At 69.6% G+C, this 15,565-nt stretch carries 20 protein-coding genes; 9 read left to right on the top strand and 11 right to left on the bottom strand.

Annotated features, from left to right (window positions below):
- Positions 1-130 precede the first annotated feature (130 nt).
- Positions 131-634, top strand: a complete 504-nt coding sequence (locus ACLD7X_RS11285; RefSeq protein ID WP_412007055.1) for a hypothetical protein — start codon at positions 131-133, stop codon at positions 632-634.
- A gap of 107 nt (positions 635-741) precedes the next feature.
- On the opposite strand, the gene ACLD7X_RS11290 is transcribed toward ACLD7X_RS11285, so the two are convergent.
- A complete protein-coding gene (locus ACLD7X_RS11290) occupies positions 742-1,728 on the bottom strand; it encodes a protochlorophyllide reductase (RefSeq protein WP_411423735.1) in 987 nt (328 codons plus the stop codon).
- 51 nt (positions 1,729-1,779) lie between these two features.
- Positions 1,780-2,151, bottom strand: coding sequence for a hypothetical protein (locus ACLD7X_RS11295; RefSeq protein WP_412007054.1), 372 nt, complete (start codon positions 2,149-2,151; stop codon positions 1,780-1,782).
- Here ACLD7X_RS11295 and ACLD7X_RS11300 point away from each other — a divergent pair.
- The gene (locus tag ACLD7X_RS11300; RefSeq protein ID WP_412007053.1) at positions 2,129-2,305 is read left to right on the top strand and encodes a hypothetical protein; all 177 of its coding nucleotides are present in this window, start codon (positions 2,129-2,131) and stop codon (positions 2,303-2,305) included. The genes ACLD7X_RS11295 and ACLD7X_RS11300 overlap by 23 nt on opposite strands.
- 118 nt (positions 2,306-2,423) lie before the next feature.
- Here the strand turns inward: ACLD7X_RS11300 and psaM are convergent, their stop codons facing one another.
- Positions 2,424-2,528, bottom strand: a complete 105-nt coding sequence (gene psaM, locus ACLD7X_RS11305) for a photosystem I reaction center subunit XII (RefSeq protein ID WP_411423737.1) — start codon at positions 2,526-2,528, stop codon at positions 2,424-2,426.
- 88 nt (positions 2,529-2,616) lie between these two features.
- On the opposite strand from psaM, the gene ACLD7X_RS11310 reads away from it, so the two are divergent.
- A complete protein-coding gene (locus tag ACLD7X_RS11310) occupies positions 2,617-3,138 on the top strand; it encodes a CRR6 family NdhI maturation factor (protein ID WP_411423738.1) in 522 nt (173 codons plus the stop codon).
- On the opposite strand, the gene ACLD7X_RS11315 is transcribed toward ACLD7X_RS11310, so the two are convergent.
- Positions 3,135-3,902 carry a TSUP family transporter gene (locus ACLD7X_RS11315; RefSeq protein ID WP_411423739.1) on the bottom strand — a complete coding sequence of 256 codons (768 nt, stop codon included), beginning with the start codon at positions 3,900-3,902 and terminating at the stop codon, positions 3,135-3,137. The genes ACLD7X_RS11310 and ACLD7X_RS11315 overlap by 4 nt on opposite strands.
- 12 nt (positions 3,903-3,914) lie before the next feature.
- Here ACLD7X_RS11315 and ACLD7X_RS11320 point away from each other — a divergent pair, with 12 nt between their 5' ends.
- Positions 3,915-4,739, top strand: coding sequence for a lipoate--protein ligase family protein (locus tag ACLD7X_RS11320; RefSeq protein WP_411423740.1), 825 nt, complete (start codon positions 3,915-3,917; stop codon positions 4,737-4,739).
- Here ACLD7X_RS11320 and ACLD7X_RS11325 read toward each other — a convergent pair.
- Positions 4,637-6,013 carry a site-2 protease family protein gene (locus ACLD7X_RS11325; protein WP_411423741.1) on the bottom strand — a complete coding sequence of 459 codons (1,377 nt, stop codon included), beginning with the start codon at positions 6,011-6,013 and terminating at the stop codon, positions 4,637-4,639. The genes ACLD7X_RS11320 and ACLD7X_RS11325 overlap by 103 nt on opposite strands.
- On the opposite strand from ACLD7X_RS11325, the gene ACLD7X_RS11330 reads away from it, so the two are divergent.
- Together ACLD7X_RS11330 and ACLD7X_RS11335 are read left to right on the top strand one after the other, a co-directional pair.
- Positions 5,991-6,653, top strand: coding sequence for a phosphoribosylanthranilate isomerase (locus ACLD7X_RS11330; RefSeq protein ID WP_411423742.1), 663 nt, complete (start codon positions 5,991-5,993; stop codon positions 6,651-6,653). The two genes, ACLD7X_RS11325 and ACLD7X_RS11330, sit on opposite strands and share 23 nt — an antisense overlap.
- 42 nt (positions 6,654-6,695) lie before the next feature.
- Positions 6,696-7,208: a hypothetical protein gene (locus ACLD7X_RS11335; protein ID WP_411423743.1), complete on the top strand. Its 513-nt coding sequence runs from the start codon at positions 6,696-6,698 to the stop codon at positions 7,206-7,208.
- 48 nt (positions 7,209-7,256) lie between these two features.
- On the opposite strand, the gene folE is transcribed toward ACLD7X_RS11335, so the two are convergent.
- From folE to ACLD7X_RS11365, 6 genes are read right to left on the bottom strand one after another with little or no spacing between them, the layout of a single operon-like run.
- A complete protein-coding gene (gene folE, locus ACLD7X_RS11340; protein ID WP_411423744.1) occupies positions 7,257-8,000 on the bottom strand; it encodes a GTP cyclohydrolase I in 744 nt (247 codons plus the stop codon).
- Between the two features lie 8 nt (positions 8,001-8,008).
- Entirely contained in the window at positions 8,009-8,719 is a 711-nt protein-coding gene (locus tag ACLD7X_RS11345; protein WP_411423745.1) for an SDR family oxidoreductase, read from the bottom strand.
- A 46-nt stretch (positions 8,720-8,765) separates the two neighbouring features.
- On the bottom strand, positions 8,766-9,755 hold the full coding sequence (locus ACLD7X_RS11350) for an acetyl-CoA carboxylase carboxyltransferase subunit alpha (protein ID WP_411423746.1): 990 nt from the start codon (positions 9,753-9,755) through the stop codon (positions 8,766-8,768).
- A 39-nt stretch (positions 9,756-9,794) separates the two neighbouring features.
- Positions 9,795-10,844 (bottom strand): long-chain acyl-[acyl-carrier-protein] reductase, encoded by a 1,050-nt coding sequence (locus ACLD7X_RS11355; RefSeq protein ID WP_411423747.1) that lies wholly within the window; start codon positions 10,842-10,844, stop codon positions 9,795-9,797.
- Between the two features lie 59 nt (positions 10,845-10,903).
- Positions 10,904-11,641 (bottom strand): aldehyde oxygenase (deformylating), encoded by a 738-nt coding sequence (locus ACLD7X_RS11360; protein WP_411423748.1) that lies wholly within the window; start codon positions 11,639-11,641, stop codon positions 10,904-10,906.
- 40 nt (positions 11,642-11,681) lie between these two features.
- Positions 11,682-12,464, bottom strand: a complete 783-nt coding sequence (locus ACLD7X_RS11365) for a creatininase family protein (RefSeq protein WP_411423749.1) — start codon at positions 12,462-12,464, stop codon at positions 11,682-11,684.
- Between ACLD7X_RS11365 and ACLD7X_RS11370 the strand changes: the two genes are divergently transcribed.
- Genes ACLD7X_RS11370 through pgeF form a run of 3 tightly spaced genes read left to right on the top strand, consistent with a single transcriptional unit; the run spans position 12,423 to position 15,563 of the window.
- On the top strand, positions 12,423-13,847 hold the full coding sequence (locus ACLD7X_RS11370) for a S1 RNA-binding domain-containing protein (RefSeq protein WP_411423750.1): 1,425 nt from the start codon (positions 12,423-12,425) through the stop codon (positions 13,845-13,847). The genes ACLD7X_RS11365 and ACLD7X_RS11370 overlap by 42 nt on opposite strands.
- Entirely contained in the window at positions 13,844-14,752 is a 909-nt protein-coding gene (locus tag ACLD7X_RS11375; protein ID WP_411423751.1) for a Tab2 family RNA-binding protein, read from the top strand. Before ACLD7X_RS11370 ends, ACLD7X_RS11375 begins: the two co-directional genes overlap by 4 nt.
- The gene (pgeF, locus tag ACLD7X_RS11380) at positions 14,745-15,563 is read left to right on the top strand and encodes a peptidoglycan editing factor PgeF (RefSeq protein ID WP_411423752.1); all 819 of its coding nucleotides are present in this window, start codon (positions 14,745-14,747) and stop codon (positions 15,561-15,563) included. The genes ACLD7X_RS11375 and pgeF overlap by 8 nt, the downstream gene beginning before the upstream one ends.
- Positions 15,564-15,565: the final 2 nt, after the last annotated feature.

Here is a 15,565-nt window from a genome sequence, read left to right on the forward strand (position 1 = left end):
GGCCACCTGGAGCCTCGGTGGGGCTGACTTTACCCTCACCGCCCCCTGGCAGGGCCGGGAGGCTGGCCTGCCAGGGGCTTGCCCGCCTCCCGGAAGCCGATACCGTCCGGGCACCGTTGATGCGACGTCCATGGCCCCCAAGAGCACGTCCTCCACAACCGCCTCCCCCGCAGCCTCTGCCAAAGCCTCGGCCGCAACCTCGGCCCAGGTCGATCAGGCCGATCCCAGCCCCCGGGGAGACCAGCCGCGTACGGCGATGGGCGACTGGATGGCGGCCGCCTCAGCTCAGGGGGTCAAGCCCGAGCAGGCCCTGGCCTTCATCGGCCTCGGGCTGATGCAGAAGATGGCGGCCTCGGGCCAGGACCTTCCCTGGATCTGGAACGAGGTTGAGGATGGTGGCAGCGCCGACCTCCCGGGCCTGCGTCAACGGCTCGAGCTGGTGCAGCTGGCCCTGGAGACGGGAGCACCGCTGAGCACCGCCGAGGTCACGGCCCTGCTCGGTGCCCGGCCGGGAGCCGCGGTGGTGGAGCGTGGCGGTCTGAGGGCCAGGCGGCTCAGCCGCAATGTGTGGAAGCTCAGCAGGGCCGACAGCGCGTCCAGCAGCTTCGGCGACGGTTTCCGCCGTCGTCTCTGATGGACCCTCTCTGAAGGAGCGTCTCTGATCGACTGTCTCTGATTCTCAGACGCTTTCTCAGACGCCGATCCGCGGCCCCGCATTCCGTCCAGCCGACGGGGCCTGGCTCAGGCCAGGCCCACCAGCTGCATGGAGTGCTCCCATACCTTGCGGGCGGTTTCGGGGTTGCTCGCCTTGTCGGAGAGCTCCTGGCTGAACTGTTTGCCCCCCCGCTTCTGGCGGTTGCCCCAGCTCCAGTGCACCCCGGACACGGCGAATTCGGGATCCGCCACCACCTGGGCCACCCGTTCGCCGGCCAGGGCCTGGGTCACGTAGCCCCCGGTGATGTTCTTCTGGAACCAGGGGAAGATCTTCTGGAAGAGCCTCGGCGTGTTGCGGAACAGGGGGGTGTCCGCCACACAGCCGGGATACAGCGAACTGAACACGATTCCGGTCTCCCTGTGCAGGCGCCGGTGCAGCTCCTGGGTGGTGATCATGTTGCAGAGCTTGCTGTCCTTATAGGCCTTGCCGGGCTTGAAGGGCTTGCCGCTCGCCATCGCGATCGGTGCCTGGAAGCCGGCTGCGAAGCCCGAGAGGTCGCCCAGATCGGCCGGGGCGGGAATCGGGATCTTGCCGCCCAGCTCCTTGGAATTGGCGGTGACGGTGCCGAGGATCACCACCCGGCGGGACGGGTGGCTCGAGCGCTGCAGATCCGGCAGCAGCAGCTGGATCAGCAGGAAGTGGCCCAGGTGGTTGGTCGCCATCGAGAGCTCGAAGCCCTGGGGCGAGCGCTCCGGTTGCTTGAGCCTCGGCTTGTACACCGCCGCATTGATGACCAGGGCATCGAGGGGCTGCGCCAGGGAGGAGACCAGGGTTTCCACGCCGACCCGGACGCTCTCCAGGTCACCGAGGTCGATCCGCAGGTGATGGAGTCGGCTGGCGTCGATGCCGAGGGTCTCGGCAGCGGCAGCGGCGCGCACCGGGTCCCGGTTGGCGGTCACCACGGTCCAGCCGCGCTCCACGAGGGCCTTGGTGGCGTTGAGCCCCACTCCGGAGGTGGTGCCGGTGATCAGGACCGTTCCTGGCGAAGCGGCATCGGCCATGGGGCTGGGCATCAGGGCAGGCGCCCCAACCTACGGAGCGGGGCCTCGATTGCTGGAGGCTGATCAGCGCTGCTCAACAGACGGAAACGGGACGCTTGGCGACGTTCCTGTCGGTTGCCACACCACCCTCAGGCGGTTGGGGGCGATCCACTGGTTCTGCTCGCGGAGCAGACGCTGCTCCCCTTCGACCGAGAACAGCTGGTCGAAGCGCTCGCGGGCCTTGCCGAGCTTGGCCTCCTCGATCTGGAGCACGGCCGCCAGCTCTCCCTGACGCTCCATGCGGTCCTGGTAGGCGATGGCGAGGCGGGTCAGGCTGACCCCGGCCACGATGGCCAGCCCGGTCTTGACGGTGAGGCCGATGACGCTGCAGATCAGCTCCCGCCGCTCCACGGAGAGGTTGGCGGCGGACCCGGTGACCAGCAGCGGTTCGCGCATCGGCGACGGCAGCGGAGCCGCTGTGCTGTCCGGCCTGGCCGCCTGGCTCGATGCGGGCCAGGGATGCCTGGATGGCTCCACCGGCCTTGCGGGGGGAGCCGGGGCCCGGGCGGGGCTGGGGGCGGCAGGGCGTCCCGTCACCGATCGGGACTGAGTGGCTGGCCGGGAGGGGATTGCCAACGGTGGAGGGGCTTGGTTGTTGATCGCTTCTAGCGGGCCGACGGCTGGCTGCCAAGGGCGGCGGGCCATCGGCCGGAATCCCGGCCCGGCGATCAGGCCTTGTAGAGGCTGAAGCAGAGACGCACGGCCAGCACGCCGGCGTGGGCGGCCACCACGAGAGCGATCAGCACCTGGGCCTGGCTGAGGGTCGAAACCATGGTGGAAGGTCCATGCACACAACGGCACCATTCTTTGCCGTGGCCTCGCTACGGTCCAGCCCCGCACGCCCTGCTGTCACAGCTCTTGATGCCCAACACCCCGCTGGCCGGCAACCCCAGTCCCGCTCCCGTGCTGGTGAGCTCCACGGCGATCGGCAGCCTGGATCTCTCCCCCCTGGCGGCCTGGGCGGCGCTGGCGCCGGAGCAGCTGCTGACGTTCACGGGCACGCTGGAGATCAGCCTGGACTGGCCGCGGGCCGATGACGATCCCCGGGAGCTCTCGGAGATTCCCGAGGTGCGGCTCTGGTGTCTGCGCGCCGACGCCGTCCTGCCCTGGCTTCCCCTGCTGATCGAACGCAGCACGGGCCAGCTCACCCGCCATGTCGCCATGCTTCTGCCCCATGGCTTCAGCCGTGGGGAGGGCATCCGTTTCGCCCCGGAGGCCCTCGAGCTCTGGATCACCCACCGGCTGTTCCTGCTGGACGACTGGGCCAGCAGCCGGCAGCTCAACTGCCGCCAGGGGTTGGTGCAGATGGCGGCTGTCCTGGGTCTGGAGGTCGATGCCGCCTTCTGGGATTCCCTCGGCCCCGGCGTGAGCCTCCCCCGCTAGAGCCCCGGCGACACCAGGCCGAAGGCCCGGCGACCGCTGTCGATCGCCAGGATCACGGTCAGGCCGCGCAGCATCCAGACCAGTCGCCCCTCCCCGACCCTGTTGAGGCGCCGGGCAGACCACTGGGCCGCCAGGGCCGCCGTGGCGCCGAGCGCCAGGCCGATCGGCCAGATGGCCCGTCCATCCGCCAGGAACGTCAGCGAGGCCATCGCCGCGGAGGTCAGCACGGCCAGGGTGCTGAACCGGATCGCCAGGTGCACGGCCACTCCGAGCCCCTGCACCAGCAGGGGCACCATGACCAGGCCGCCCCCGACCCCCAGCATGCCGCTGGCCAGTCCGGCGACGCCACCGACGCCACCCAGGGCCGCCCAGGAGGGTGCCGGGCCGGCCGGCAGGGCAGCGTCTCGGGGGCGGATCAGCAGGGCCAGCAGCGCGTACATCAGCGCCTGCAGCGTCAGCAGCAGCCAGCCCGGCAGGCTGAAGCCGATCCGGCTGCAGGCTGCCCCGGCCAGCCCCGCGCCCAGGGCGATGGCCAGCGCCCCCCTGCCGGGCAGGCTGCGGCTGCGCACATGGGCCCAGGTGCCGCCCAGGGTGGTGGGCACGATCGCCAGGGTGCTGGTGGCAAGCGCCTGGTGCGGCTCCAGTCCCATCAGCAGCAGCAGGGGCGAGAACACCAGCCCACCGCCGATCCCCAGCAGCCCCGAGAGGAGGCCGGCCACCAGCCCCAGGGGCAGGAAGGGCAGCAGCTCCAGCGGGGCAGGCATCAGGCTGGGGAGATGGCCAGCGCCCCAGCATCCCCCATCGCTCCGGCCCGCTGGCTGCCCACCTGCCGTCTCGGGGGGGGCTGGCAGATGGCGATCGACAGCTGGTTGCTGGATCAGGGCCGTCCGGCCTTCCGGCTGTACCGCTGGCAGCGGCCCACCCTCTCCCTGGGTCAGCATCAGCACGCCCTGCCGCCCCACTGGGGTGAGCTGGCCCGCGCCGGGGTGATCGATGTGGTGCGACGGCCCAGCGGCGGGCGGGCCGTGCTGCATGGCGGCGACCTCACCTATGCCCTGGTCTGGCCGACTCCGCCGGCCTCCCGGGTGGAGGCCTATGGGACAGCCTGCCGGTGGCTGCAGCAGGCCTTCGAGCGGCTGGGCCATCCGCTGAGCTTCGGGTCCCAGCGGGCCGTCCCCTCCAACCCCAGCTGCTTCGCCCTCAGCACCGCCGCCGATCTGGTGGAGAGCGACGGGGCCAAGCGCATCGGCAGCGCCCAGCTCTGGCGCCGGGGCCGTCTGCTCCAGCATGGCTCCATCCTGCTGGCCCCCTCGGCGGAGCTCTGGGAGAAGGTCTTCGGTGATCCTGCCCCGCGGTTGCGTCCTCTGCCGCTGGAGGGCCAGGACCTGGAAACCGAGCTCCTCGCCGCGGCCCGGAGGGCCCTGCCCTTTCCGCTGCAGGCTCAGCCGGAGCCGTTGCGGGCGGCGGAGCTGGCGGCGATCGCCGCAGGCCTGGACGCTCAGCGGCCCGGGTCCGGGCGGGCCGTCGCCACGCGGGGATGGGCTTCGCCCGCGGAGACCATGCCGCGGACCACCATCGGCAGGGCCAGTCCCAGCGGGTAGGTGTTCTGTCGCCGCGCCGCCTCGAGCAGGGGGGCCGGCAGCTTCAGGCCCAGCTTCTGGAGCACGGCCTCGCCCAGGTCGGGGCGCTCCAGGGTGCCGCTGGGCAGGCCTGCGGGGCTGAGCACCAGCAGGCGCACGTTCTGCCCGTCCTCCAGGAGCTGCACCGCCTGCCAGAGCGGCGCCGACTCGCTGATCGCCGGCAGGCTCGCCAGGGGCTGGAGATGGTCGCCGAGCCGATCGGTGTCCCAGCGCTGCACCGGGACCTGCTGGAGGGCCTGATCATCGATGACCCCCTTCCAGCGACCCCGATCGCAGACCAGCAGCCAGTCGGCCGCACCCACGGGACTCTCGTCGTTGAGGCGGATCCGGCTGATGTCCCGCAGGGTGGCGCTCGCTTCGAGCACCCGGAAGCGTCGGGCGGCCGCGTCCTTCACCTGCAGGGTGTTCAGGGCGTTCTGCAGGATCAGCACCTGCTGCTGATTGCGGACGGCCCCCAGGCCGAACCAACCCAGCAGCATCAGCCAGGCTCCCCCGATGCCCCCTCCCCGCAGCAGCAGGACCGCCCCCAGCCCTATGGCCAGGTAGGCCAGAAAGCGGCCGCAGCCATTCGCCACTTCGGTGCCTCGCCGCTGGCTGCCGCTGGCCTGCCACACCAGCGCCTTGACGATCAGGCCCCCGTCGAGGGGCAGCCCCGGCAGCAGATTGAACAGGGCCAGCACCATGTTCAGGGTGCCGAGCTCCGCCACCATCGCCCCGAGCCAGGGGGCCAGATGGGCGGCCGCATGGGTGCTGGCCAGCAGCCCCCCCCCGAGCAGCAGGCTGACGGCCGGACCAGCCGCGGCGACCATCAGGGCGCCGATCGCTGTGCTGCATTCCCGCTCGACGCTGGCCACACCCCCCAGCAGGAACAGCGTGATGCTGCGCACCTTCACCCCCTGGCTCAGGGCGACCAGGGAGTGTCCGAGCTCGTGCAGCAGGACGGACACGAACAGAAGCAGGGCCGTGGCCAGTCCCAGGGCCCAGATGGCCCCCTCCCCCAGCTCCCCCCCCTTGAGGCTGAGGGCGTAGTGCTGCTGGAAGGCGGCGGTGGCCACCAGCAGGATCACGAACCAGCTGGGATGGATGCGCAGGGGGATGCCGCGGATCTTCAGCAGCTGCCATCCCTCACCCACGTCGTCGCTCTCCCGGGCCGGCTGCGCACCGGCTGATGATGGAGCTGATCCTAGAAAGCCCCCTCTCCGCCCGCCCGGCATGGCCTCGTCGACCCAGCTCAAGATCTGCGGGTTGCGGAATCCTCAGCAGGCAGCTGCGGTGGCCCGGCTGGGGGTGGAGGCCATCGGTGTGATCGGCGTCCCCTCCTCCCCGCGCCATGTGCCTCCTGAGCTGCGCCCGGCGCTGTTCGAGGCGATCGCCGCCGTGGCCCCGCCGTGCGCCGGGGTCCTCGTGGTGGCGGATCCCGGTGATGACGACCTGCCGGCGTTGCGGCCTGAGCGGGGACATCGGGTGGTTCAGCTCCACGGTGGCGAGACGCCCGAGCGCTGCCGGGAGCTGCGTCAGCGCCTGGGCTGCACGGTGTGGAAGGCCCTGCGCATCCGCTCGCCCGACGACCTCAGCCGGGCCCAGCTCTACGGCGACCACGTGGATGCCCTGGTGCTCGATGCCTGGGTCCCCGATCAGCTGGGCGGCACCGGCCACCGCATTCCCCTCGAGTGGCTGGAGGGCTGGATCCCGCCGCGGCCCTGGTGGCTCGCCGGGGGCATGGCGCCGGAGCGGGTGGCCGAGGTGCTGGAGCGCGTCAGCCCCACGGGGCTCGACGCCTCGAGCGGCGTGGAGCGGGCCCCAGGGGACAAGGACCTGGCCCGGGTCGCCGCCCTGGTTGAGGCGGTGCGCGCGGCGGCGCGCGTCCAGGGCTGATCGCCTTGGCCAAGGCAGGATTGGCCGATCAGCTGACGCACCATGACTCCACGGGCTCGCTTCCTGCCTGCGCTGTTGACGGCCCTGGCTCTGGGGATGGCCGGCGCGAGCGCCAGGGCTCAGGATCTCGTCGGCTGCGCGCTGGTGGAGGGCCAGCTCTCCTGTGTGCCGGGGGTCAGTGCCGATCCCCAGGCCCAGATCCGCGCCCTGCGCCGGGAGATCTCCGGAACCCTTGAGCTCGAATCGGGCGTGCAGCAGACGATCGACGGCCTGGAGTCGCTCGTGGTGGAGGGTGAGCTGACGGAGGGATCCCTGCTCAGCGTCAGGGCGACCGGCACGCTGCTGGCCGCGTTGCCGCCCTCGGCGTTCCACTGGTATCGGCTCCTGCCGGGCTCCAGCCACTGGCTGCTGATCGCTGGGGCCTCAGGACCCTCCTACAACCTCCGCAGCGCGGATGTGGGCAGTCAGTTGATGGTGGTGGTCGCGACGGCGACTGGAGCGGGGACGGGCAGCCGCCGGCAGGTCAGCCCCCCTGTTGGACCGATCGGGCGATGAGGCCGGAGCGTCGGCTGCGTCAGATGCAGAGCGTTCAGATGCAGAGCGTCAGGTGGAGAGCAGGGCTTCCTGTTGCTTCACCAGTTCGAAGAATTCGGATTTCAGGCTTGGATCGTGGCGGAAGTCTCCTCGCACGATTGAGTTGACCATGCTGGTCTGGGGTTCTTTCACGCCGCGCCACTTCATGCAGTAGTGCTGAGCCTTGACGAGAATCGCCAGTCCCTGAGGCTTGCAGAGCCGCTCGATTTCGTCGGCCAGAATCATTACGGCCTCTTCCTGAATGTGGGGGCGGGAGAACACCCAGTCGGCCACCCTGGAGAACTTCGAAAGGCCGATCACCTGGTCCCCAGGCTTGATGCCGATCCAGCAGTTGCCAAGGATGGGAACCAGGTGGTGGGAGCAGGCGGAGCGCACGGAAATGGGCCCAACGGTGTAGATCTCGTCGAGCTTCTTGACGTTCGGAAAGCTGGCGATCTTCGGCTGATGGTGGTAGCGGCCCTTGAACACCTCATGCAGGTACATCCGGGCGACCCGCTCGGCCGTTTCCTCGGTGTTGTGGTCGTTGTCGATATCAATGACCAGGCTGCGCAGCAGCTCCCGCACCTTGCCCGCCACTTCGATCTCCAGCTGATCCAGCTCACCATCCAGCAGGTGCTCGGCGATGTTGTCGTTGGCGAGGAACGACACACCGGCCTTTTCGAGCCGGTCGCGGAGGCGCAGGCTCACCGGCAGGGGAGCTGCATCGGGGGCGGACCCGGCAGGACTGAAGCTGGAAGGAAGCGTGGAGGTCATGGAGAGGCTCAGAGCGCGCCGGCGGCCGGCATGAGAGTGAGATCTTCCACCACCTGGGTGGCGGGCTGTTGGGCCAGGTACAGCAGGGCTTCGGAGGCCCGCTCAGGGTCAAGCATGGCACGCCGGTCGAATGAACTGTGGACGGTTTCGCTGTCCCACAGTGGTGTATTCACCGCACCAAGAGTGAGCGTGCTGACCCGAATCCCGTGGCTGCGCTCTTCAGCGGCCAGGCATCGGCTCAGCGAGACCAGCGCGGCTTTGCTGACGCAGTAAGCCCCCCAGTCGGGGAACGCCTGGTGCGCCGCATGGCTGCTCACGTTGATGATGTGCCCCCCGCCGCGCCTGCGCAGCAGGGGCAGGACTGCCTGGCAGATCTGGAACACGGCTGTGAGATTCAGCTGCATCAGCTGCTGCCAGCGCTCCAGCGGCATCTCCGCCAGGGCGCCGGTGTAGGCCATGCCGGCATTGTTGATCACCACCTGCGGTTCCAGGCCCCGGGAGAGCAGGTCCTCGAGGGCAGGCCCGATCCCGGCGGGGGCGGTCAGGTCGAGCCCGGCCGTCTCCACCCGACGTTCACCAGTCCCCAGGTCGCTTGCCAGCTCCTCGAGGGCTGTGGAGGCCCTGGCGACCAGCAGGAGATCGAACCCTGCCTGGGCAAACCGTCGGGCCGCTGCTGCGCCGATGCCCCGCGAGGCTCCAGTGATCAGAACGGCAGGCAAACGGCGCAGTGCAGGAAACAGGCTGGAACGAGGTCCATTGTGAACCTTAAAGGTTCGTGGAGGGATCTGGGGCGCCCGGCTCCAGGAACTGCCCCATGCGGCGGAACTTGGCATAGCGCTGATCCTGCAGCTCCCGCTCGCTGAGCGGCGCCAGCTCCTGAAGCTGCTGCAGCAGGGCCGCCTTGAGCGCTTCGGCGGCCTGCAGCGGGGCCCAGTGGTTGCCGCCGGAGGGCTCGCGCAGCACCAGGTCGACGATGCCCAGCTTCAGCAGGTCGGCGCCGGTGATCTTGAGAGCCTCCGCCGCCACGGGACCCTTGGCCGCATCACGCCACAGGATCGAAGCGCAGGCCTCCGGCGATGCCACCGTGTAGACGCTGTGCTCAAACATCAGCAACCGATCGGCGACACCGATGCCGAGGGCACCACCGGATCCCCCTTCGCCGATCACGGTCGCCAGGATCGGGACCCGCAGACGGAACATCTCACGGAGATTGACGGCGATCGCCTCCCCCTGACCCTGCTCTTCGGCCAGCACCCCCGCGTAGGCCCCGGGGGTGTCGATGAAGCTGATGATCGGCAGCCGGAAGCGGTCGGCATGCTCCATCAAGCGCATGGCCTTGCGGTAACCGCCGGGGGAGGCCATTCCGAAGTTCCGGGCCACATTCTCCTTGGTGTCCCGCCCCTTCTGGTGACCGAGCATCACGACGTTGGTTTCACCGATGCGGCCGATCCCGCCCACCATGGCGCGATCATCGGAACCACGTCGATCCCCATGCAGTTCGATGAACTCGTCACTGATCAGCTGGATGTAATCCAGGGTGCTCGGGCGCTGGGGGTGACGGGCGACCTGAATCTTCTGGGCCGGCGTGAGGGACTCGAAGATTTCGGTGCGTCGACGCGTGGCAAGGCTTTCCAGCTGGAGCAGTTGCTGGCTCACATCCACTTCCGAGTCGCGCGCCAGCTGACGGATCTGCTCGATCTGGTCCTCCAGCTCGACCAGGGGCTTCTCAAAGTCCAGCAGGGCACGACGGGCCATGGGCGGCGGAGGGGCAGGGTGTAAGGGGGGAGAGGAGGATCAGGCCACCGCCATCGCGTGGGCCTGGGAGGTCGCCGGCTCCAGCCCGAGGGCCTGGAAGCCGTGGCGGCGTGAGGCCTCACCGATCTGATCCATCAGGGCCAGGGTGATGTTGTTGCGTCCCCAGCTGAAATTCGTGTGGATGTCCTCGAAGTCGAGGATCATCGCTTCGGCGAAACAGGCAAACATCTGGCGCTGGGGCTTGGCCATTTCCGCCACTTCCATCATCTGCCAGCCGATGTCCTGCCAGAACTCCACGATGCCGCCCTTCAGCACATGCACGCCGTCGGCCGCGGCCTTGCTGTCGAGGTTCTTGGGATAGCCGCCGTCAATCATCAGGCATGGCTTCCTCAGGGAGGCGGTGTCGATCTGGAGGCTCTGGGGCAGGCTGGCCACCCAGACCACCACATCCGCTTCGCGCAGGGCCTCGTCGAGGTCAAGAATCCGACCCTCCCCCAGGCTGGTCTGGAGATCCACCAGGGGCTGGGGGCGGCGGGCCACCAGCAGCAGTTCGCCAACGCCACGCCGCTGCATCCAGCGGCACACGGCGCTGCCGATGTCACCGCTGGCTCCCACCACGGCCACCCGGGCCTGGGCCAGGTCGATGCCCAGCTTCGGGGCGTTCTCCTCCACCTGCTGACAGACGACCCAGGCGGTGTGGGTGTTGCCGGTCGTGAAACGCTGCCAGTCCAGCTGCACGGCACTGACCCGCTCCTCGCGCAACAGGTTCATGTCCTCGAAGATGATCGAGGTGAAGCCCCCCAGGGCCGTGATGTCGATGCCGGACCGCTGGGCCAGTTCCATGGCCTTCAGCACCTTGCGCTTGGCCGTCTTGAAACGGCGGAGCATCTCGGGCACGAAGACCGAGTCGATGTAGGCCCCCTGGATGGTCTTGCCGGTGCGGCTGGTCACCTGCACCTTCTCCACCAACTGGGGCGGGGCGGCGCACCACATGTCCAGGTCCCCGTCGGCGTACTCGTCGTAGCCGAGGGAGCGGGCCTTGGCTCTGGCCTCCTCGAAGCTGGTGGAGTGACCGATCAGGCCGAACATGCGGAAACCCGGAGGATGTCGCGGACGCTACATCCTCCCACGGTTGGCTGGGGCGCCTGTCAGCCGACCAGAGCGGCCGCCGCCAGCTTGGCGATTTCGCGGCCCGTGAAGCCGATGTCTAGCAGGGCTTCCTGGTAGGAGCTGAGGAAATCGGCCATCAGATCTTCCTTGTCCATGTGCAGGACAGCGGCATCGTCGGCCACCTGCTCCAGCATCCGCCGCACCAGGGGGAGGTTCTCGCGGTTGGCCTGCTCCAGCTCTTCGCGCACGTTGTCCAGGTTGGCCTTGAGCCACTCCTGGCCATAGTTCAGATGGGTGTATTCGTCCTTGACCACGCCTTCGGTGATCTTGCGGGCGAAGGGATCCGCCACGGGGATGTAGATGTGGTAGGCCGAGATCGCAAACGCCTCGATCAGGATCGCCTGAATCAGCAGGCAGGTGGTCACCTTGCCTTCGGCCAGGGCCTTCTGGAAGTTGCCGTGGAGTGGGGAGAAGAACTCCTTGGCGAAGGGCATGTCGGCGGTCACCCCCAGATTGTTGGCACAGGCGGTGAAGCCCTTCATGTGCTTGAGCTCCATGCGGGCCAGCCTGGCGAGCTCGTCGGCCTGCTCGGGGATGAGGGTGCCGAGGGCGATGTAGTTGTCGTGGGCTTCCTGCTCGCCCTCGATCACGATGGCGTTGATGCGGCTGTAGGCATCCTTGTAGGTGGCGGCGCTGAAATCGGGAAGCGCCTCAGACCCGGCGGCGCCAGGGTTCGCGGCGGGTTCGGTGACAGCAGGGTTGGCCAGGGTCGCCATGGTTGCCGCAGCACAGGTCATGGGGCGACTGTAACCACCTTCACCGGTGCTCAGCCGCACCGTTCGGTGGCCAGTCGCTGACGAGCAGCGCCTCCAGCCGCCGGGTCCAGCCGTCCACCAGCCGCTCGAACAGCTGCTCTCCGAGCGTCGCTTCGGCGCCGCGGCTGTCGCCCACCACCCCCGAGCGGCTCAGGTCCTGGGTGAGCCAGGCGCAGGGGGCCTCCCGCTCCAGGCTCCAGCCGGTGGGAGGGAGAGGGCCATCCAGGCCATCCCGCGGCCGGTCGCTTCCCACCAGTTCCGGGGCCAGATGGAGCATCAGGCTGGTTTCCGCCAGTCCGGCGTGGAGTCCGTCACGTCGTTCGGGCTCGGGAAGCAGGTCGGCCAAACCCTCGGGTCCGCTCCAGAGAAAACAGGGCAGCACCCCCATCCGCGGGGCGGTGGCCCGCAGCTGGCGGGCTGCCGCCTGGAGCAGCGCGATCTGGCCGCCGTGGCCGTTGAGCAGCACCAGTCTCTGGAATCCGGCCTCCGCCAGCTGGCTGCCCAGGGTCATCACCAGGTCGATCAGCTGACCGGCCGTGATGCTCAGGGTGCCCGGAAATCCGTGGTGCTCCGGCGAGAAGCCCACCGCCTGCAGGGGCAGGCGCCAGATCGGCCGCTCGGAGGGCAGGCGGGCCAGCACGGCGTCGACCACCCGCTCGGCGAACAGGGCATCGGTGCCCAGCGGCAGCTGGGGACCGTGCTGCTCCACTGCCCCCCAGGGCCAGATCACGGTGCTGCCGGGGTGGGAGGCAGCCTCCTGAACCTGGGGCCATCGGAGGGCCATGAGGTGGTGCTGGCGCTCCATGGAAGGCGGCTGGGCGATGGAACCGATCCCTACAGTGTGCTGCTGTCAGCACCTCTGCAGATGGCCGGATCCGGCAAGCAACCGCCCGCCCCGTCGGCACGGCCGGTGCCCCCGGCCAGCCCGCGGCCCCCAGCCAGCCCGCGGCCCCAGGCCGGCCCATCCCCGCAGGCCGGCCCACCGCTGCGCAAGCCTCCGCAGGTGCTCATGATCAAGAAGGATGAGCCGGCAGCCCCCGTGACCGGCGAGATCCAGCCCGACACCTCCGCCCAGGTGGAAGCTCCCGTGGCTCCGGGCACGGCCGCCCCGCCGCCCCGCTCCCCGCAGCCGTCACCCCGGCGCACGGACGAGGAGCTCTTCGACATGGGGTCCCTGGAGGGCCTCACCATGGCGGACCTGCTCGGCCCGGACACCACCCGCAAACGTCAGCAGGGAACAGCCAGGCCAGCGGCGAGCCAGCCCACGCGCAGTGTCGATGAGTTCGATTTCGATGAGCAGGCCTTCCTGGCGGCCCTCGATGAGCAGGATTTCGTCGGCACCACCGGTGAGGTGGTCACCGGTGAGGTGGTCGGTGTGGAAAGTGATGGGGTTTACGTGGACATCGGGGGCAAGGCTCCGGGGTTCATGCCCAAGAAGGAGGCGGGCCTGGGGGTGATCACCAACCTCAAGGAGCGCTTCCCCCGCGGCACCCGCGTCGAGGTGCTCGTCACGCGGGAGCAGAACGCCGAGGGGATGGTGACCGTCAGTGCCCGCGCCCTGGCGCTGCGGCAGAGCTGGGAGAAGGTCCGCGGCATGGAGAAGGACGGCAAGGTGGTGCAGGTCAAGGTGAACGGCTTCAACCGCGGTGGCGTGACCTGTGATCTGGAGGGGTTGCGGGGCTTCATTCCCCGCTCCCAGCTTCAGGAGGGCGAGAACCATGAGGCCCTCGTCGGCAAGACCCTGGGCGTCACGTTCCTGGAGGTGAATCCCGAGACCCGTAAGCTCGTCCTCTCCGAGAAGAAGGCGGCCACGGCGGCCCGCTTCTCCGAACTGGAGGTGGGGCAGCTGGTGGAGGGCGTCGTCGCCTCGGTGAAGCCCTACGGATTCTTCGTCGATCTCGGGGGCATCAGCGGTCTGCTCCACCACAGCTGCGTGACCGGTGGTCAGCTGCGCGACCTGCGGGAAGCCTTCGGCCAGGGCGAGCGGGTCCGTGCTCTGATCACCGAACTCGATCCGGGCCGGGGCCGCATCGCCCTGAACACCGCCCTGCTGGAGGGCCAGCCTGGCGAACTGCTGGTCGCGAAGGAGAAGGTGATGGAGGAGGCCGAAGACCGGGCCAACCGCGCCCGCTCGGTGCTGCGTCAGCAGGAGCAGAACGCCGGATGACGGCTGCCCGCAGTGCCAAGGCCCAGGCCATCGGGCCCGACTGGGAACTCGATTACTACTCGCGCCCGATCCTCGAACCGGATGGCAAGAAGCGCTGGGAGCTGCTGATCTGCTCCACCCCCGCGGTGGGGGAGGATGGGAGCTCCCAGCAGGAGGGATTTCGCTGGGCCAAGGCCTGTCCTGCCGGCAGCGTCAATTCGCTCTGGTTGCGCGAGTCCCTGGAGGAGGCCCTGGCCGCCGCGGATGCCGAGGGATACGCGCCCCCGCGCCGGCTGCGCTGCTGGCGTGCCTCGATGCGCACCATGGTGCAGCGGGCGGCCGAGGGCCTGGGCCTGGAGCTGATCCCCAGCCGCCGCACCTACGCCCTGGTCGGTTGGTTGCAGCAGCGCGAGCGGGACGTCTACCCCCTGGAGGAGGGCTACATGGCCGGTCCCCTCGCTCCCCCGCCCCAGGCGGTCCGTCCGGTGCCCGTTCCCCTGCCGGAGGCGGCCCGGGGTGACAGCTGGGCCTGGGCCAGCCTGCCGGTCGCTGCCCTGGCCGGTGCCAGCGGCTGGGAGACCGGCTTCTCCGGGCTGGTCCCTGTCCCTGCGGTGGCCGATCCCGAGGCGTCCGTGCCGGGGCTGCGCCTGTTCAGTGCCAGCCGGGCCCTGGCCCTCGCCGGCTGGCTGGCCGGGCTCGAGCCTGTGCGCCTGGAGATCGTCGGCCCCCAACTCGTGCTGGAGGCTGGTCTGGAGGATCGCTGGCTGCTCGCCACCCTGCCGGAGGAGGAAGCCGAGGCTGCCCTGGAGGCCTTTCGGGCGGCTCGTGAGCGCGCCGGCGGTCTCCAGTTCATCGCCGTGCAGTCTCGTCAGAGCGATCAACGCTTCGAGGGGTTCTGGCTGCTGCGGGACCTGCCGGATGGCTGAGGCGGTTCCGGCCCCCTTCGACCGTCCCGACGTCGGCTTCAACGCCCTGCCGGGCTGGACCTGGGTTGGTTGTTACGGCGGCTACTACCTCCAGTGCGATCTGCTGGACGGGTTCGAGCATGGTTTCTTCACCCGCCAGTGGCAGGGCCGCGAGCCCGAGGTGCTCGCGGGCTACCTCAGTGCCGGGGTGAGCGTGCATCGCCTTCAGCAGGTCCATGGCGCGGATGTGCTGCCGGCTGGAGAGGCTGTGGTCGATCCCTGGCCTGCGGGTGATGGGCTGGTGAGCGACGATGGCGGCCAGAGCCTCTGGGTCTGCGGCGCCGACTGCACCCCGGTGCTGCTCGCCGACCCCCGCCGGGGTGCCGTGGCGGCATGCCATGCCGGCTGGCGGGGTGTGGCCGCCCGAATCCTGCCCGCCGCCATTGAGCGCCTGGAGGCTGCCGGCAGCCGCCGGACCGATCTGCTGGTGGCCCTTGGCCCTGCCGTCGCCGGGGAGCGCTACCAGGTCTGCCGTGAGGTCAGCCTCCAGGTGGGCGCCGCCCTGCACGCCACCCCGCCCCCGGAGTCTGGGCCGGAGTCCACCCTCGCCAGCCTGCGGGCCTGCGGTGCCCTTGCCGAGGATCCGCAACCGGGTCGGGACCGCCTCGACATCCGGGCGGCCAGCCGGCATCAACTCGAACGCTGTGGCATCCCGGCCGAACGGATCGCCGTCTGCCCCCTCTGCACCGTGGCTGAGCAGGAACTGTTCCACTCCTGGCGCCGTGACCAGGTCAGGGCCGTTCAGTGGAGCGGCATCGTCGCCCAGGCCTGAGC

The sequence above is a fragment of the Aphanothece microscopica RSMan92 genome (genome assembly GCF_046613545.2).
In the GTDB taxonomy this organism is placed as follows: domain Bacteria; phylum Cyanobacteriota; class Cyanobacteriia; order PCC-6307; family Cyanobiaceae; genus NIES-981.

Bases quoted from the DNA above. Each gene is read 5' to 3' on its own strand.
- ACLD7X_RS11285 (WP_412007055.1), top strand. From the start codon at position 131: ATGGCCCCCAAGAGCACGTCCTCCACAACCGCCTCCCCCGCAGCCTCT.
- ACLD7X_RS11290 (WP_411423735.1), bottom strand. From the start codon at position 1,728: ATGCCCAGCCCCATGGCCGATGCCGCTTCGCCAGGAACGGTCCTGATC.
- ACLD7X_RS11295 (WP_412007054.1), bottom strand. From the start codon at position 2,151: ATGCGCGAACCGCTGCTGGTCACCGGGTCCGCCGCCAACCTCTCCGTG.
- psaM (WP_411423737.1), bottom strand. From the start codon at position 2,528: ATGGTTTCGACCCTCAGCCAGGCCCAGGTGCTGATCGCTCTCGTGGTG.
- ACLD7X_RS11310 (WP_411423738.1), top strand. From the start codon at position 2,617: ATGCCCAACACCCCGCTGGCCGGCAACCCCAGTCCCGCTCCCGTGCTG.
- ACLD7X_RS11315 (WP_411423739.1), bottom strand. From the start codon at position 3,902: ATGCCTGCCCCGCTGGAGCTGCTGCCCTTCCTGCCCCTGGGGCTGGTG.
- ACLD7X_RS11320 (WP_411423740.1), top strand. From the start codon at position 3,915: ATGGCCAGCGCCCCAGCATCCCCCATCGCTCCGGCCCGCTGGCTGCCC.
- ACLD7X_RS11330 (WP_411423742.1), top strand. From the start codon at position 5,991: ATGGCCTCGTCGACCCAGCTCAAGATCTGCGGGTTGCGGAATCCTCAG.
- ACLD7X_RS11335 (WP_411423743.1), top strand. From the start codon at position 6,696: ATGACTCCACGGGCTCGCTTCCTGCCTGCGCTGTTGACGGCCCTGGCT.
- folE (WP_411423744.1), bottom strand. From the start codon at position 8,000: ATGACCTCCACGCTTCCTTCCAGCTTCAGTCCTGCCGGGTCCGCCCCC.
- ACLD7X_RS11350 (WP_411423746.1), bottom strand. From the start codon at position 9,755: ATGGCCCGTCGTGCCCTGCTGGACTTTGAGAAGCCCCTGGTCGAGCTG.
- ACLD7X_RS11355 (WP_411423747.1), bottom strand. From the start codon at position 10,844: ATGTTCGGCCTGATCGGTCACTCCACCAGCTTCGAGGAGGCCAGAGCC.
- ACLD7X_RS11360 (WP_411423748.1), bottom strand. From the start codon at position 11,641: ATGGCGACCCTGGCCAACCCTGCTGTCACCGAACCCGCCGCGAACCCT.
- ACLD7X_RS11365 (WP_411423749.1), bottom strand. From the start codon at position 12,464: ATGGCCCTCCGATGGCCCCAGGTTCAGGAGGCTGCCTCCCACCCCGGC.
- ACLD7X_RS11375 (WP_411423751.1), top strand. From the start codon at position 13,844: ATGACGGCTGCCCGCAGTGCCAAGGCCCAGGCCATCGGGCCCGACTGG.
- pgeF (WP_411423752.1), top strand. From the start codon at position 14,745: ATGGCTGAGGCGGTTCCGGCCCCCTTCGACCGTCCCGACGTCGGCTTC.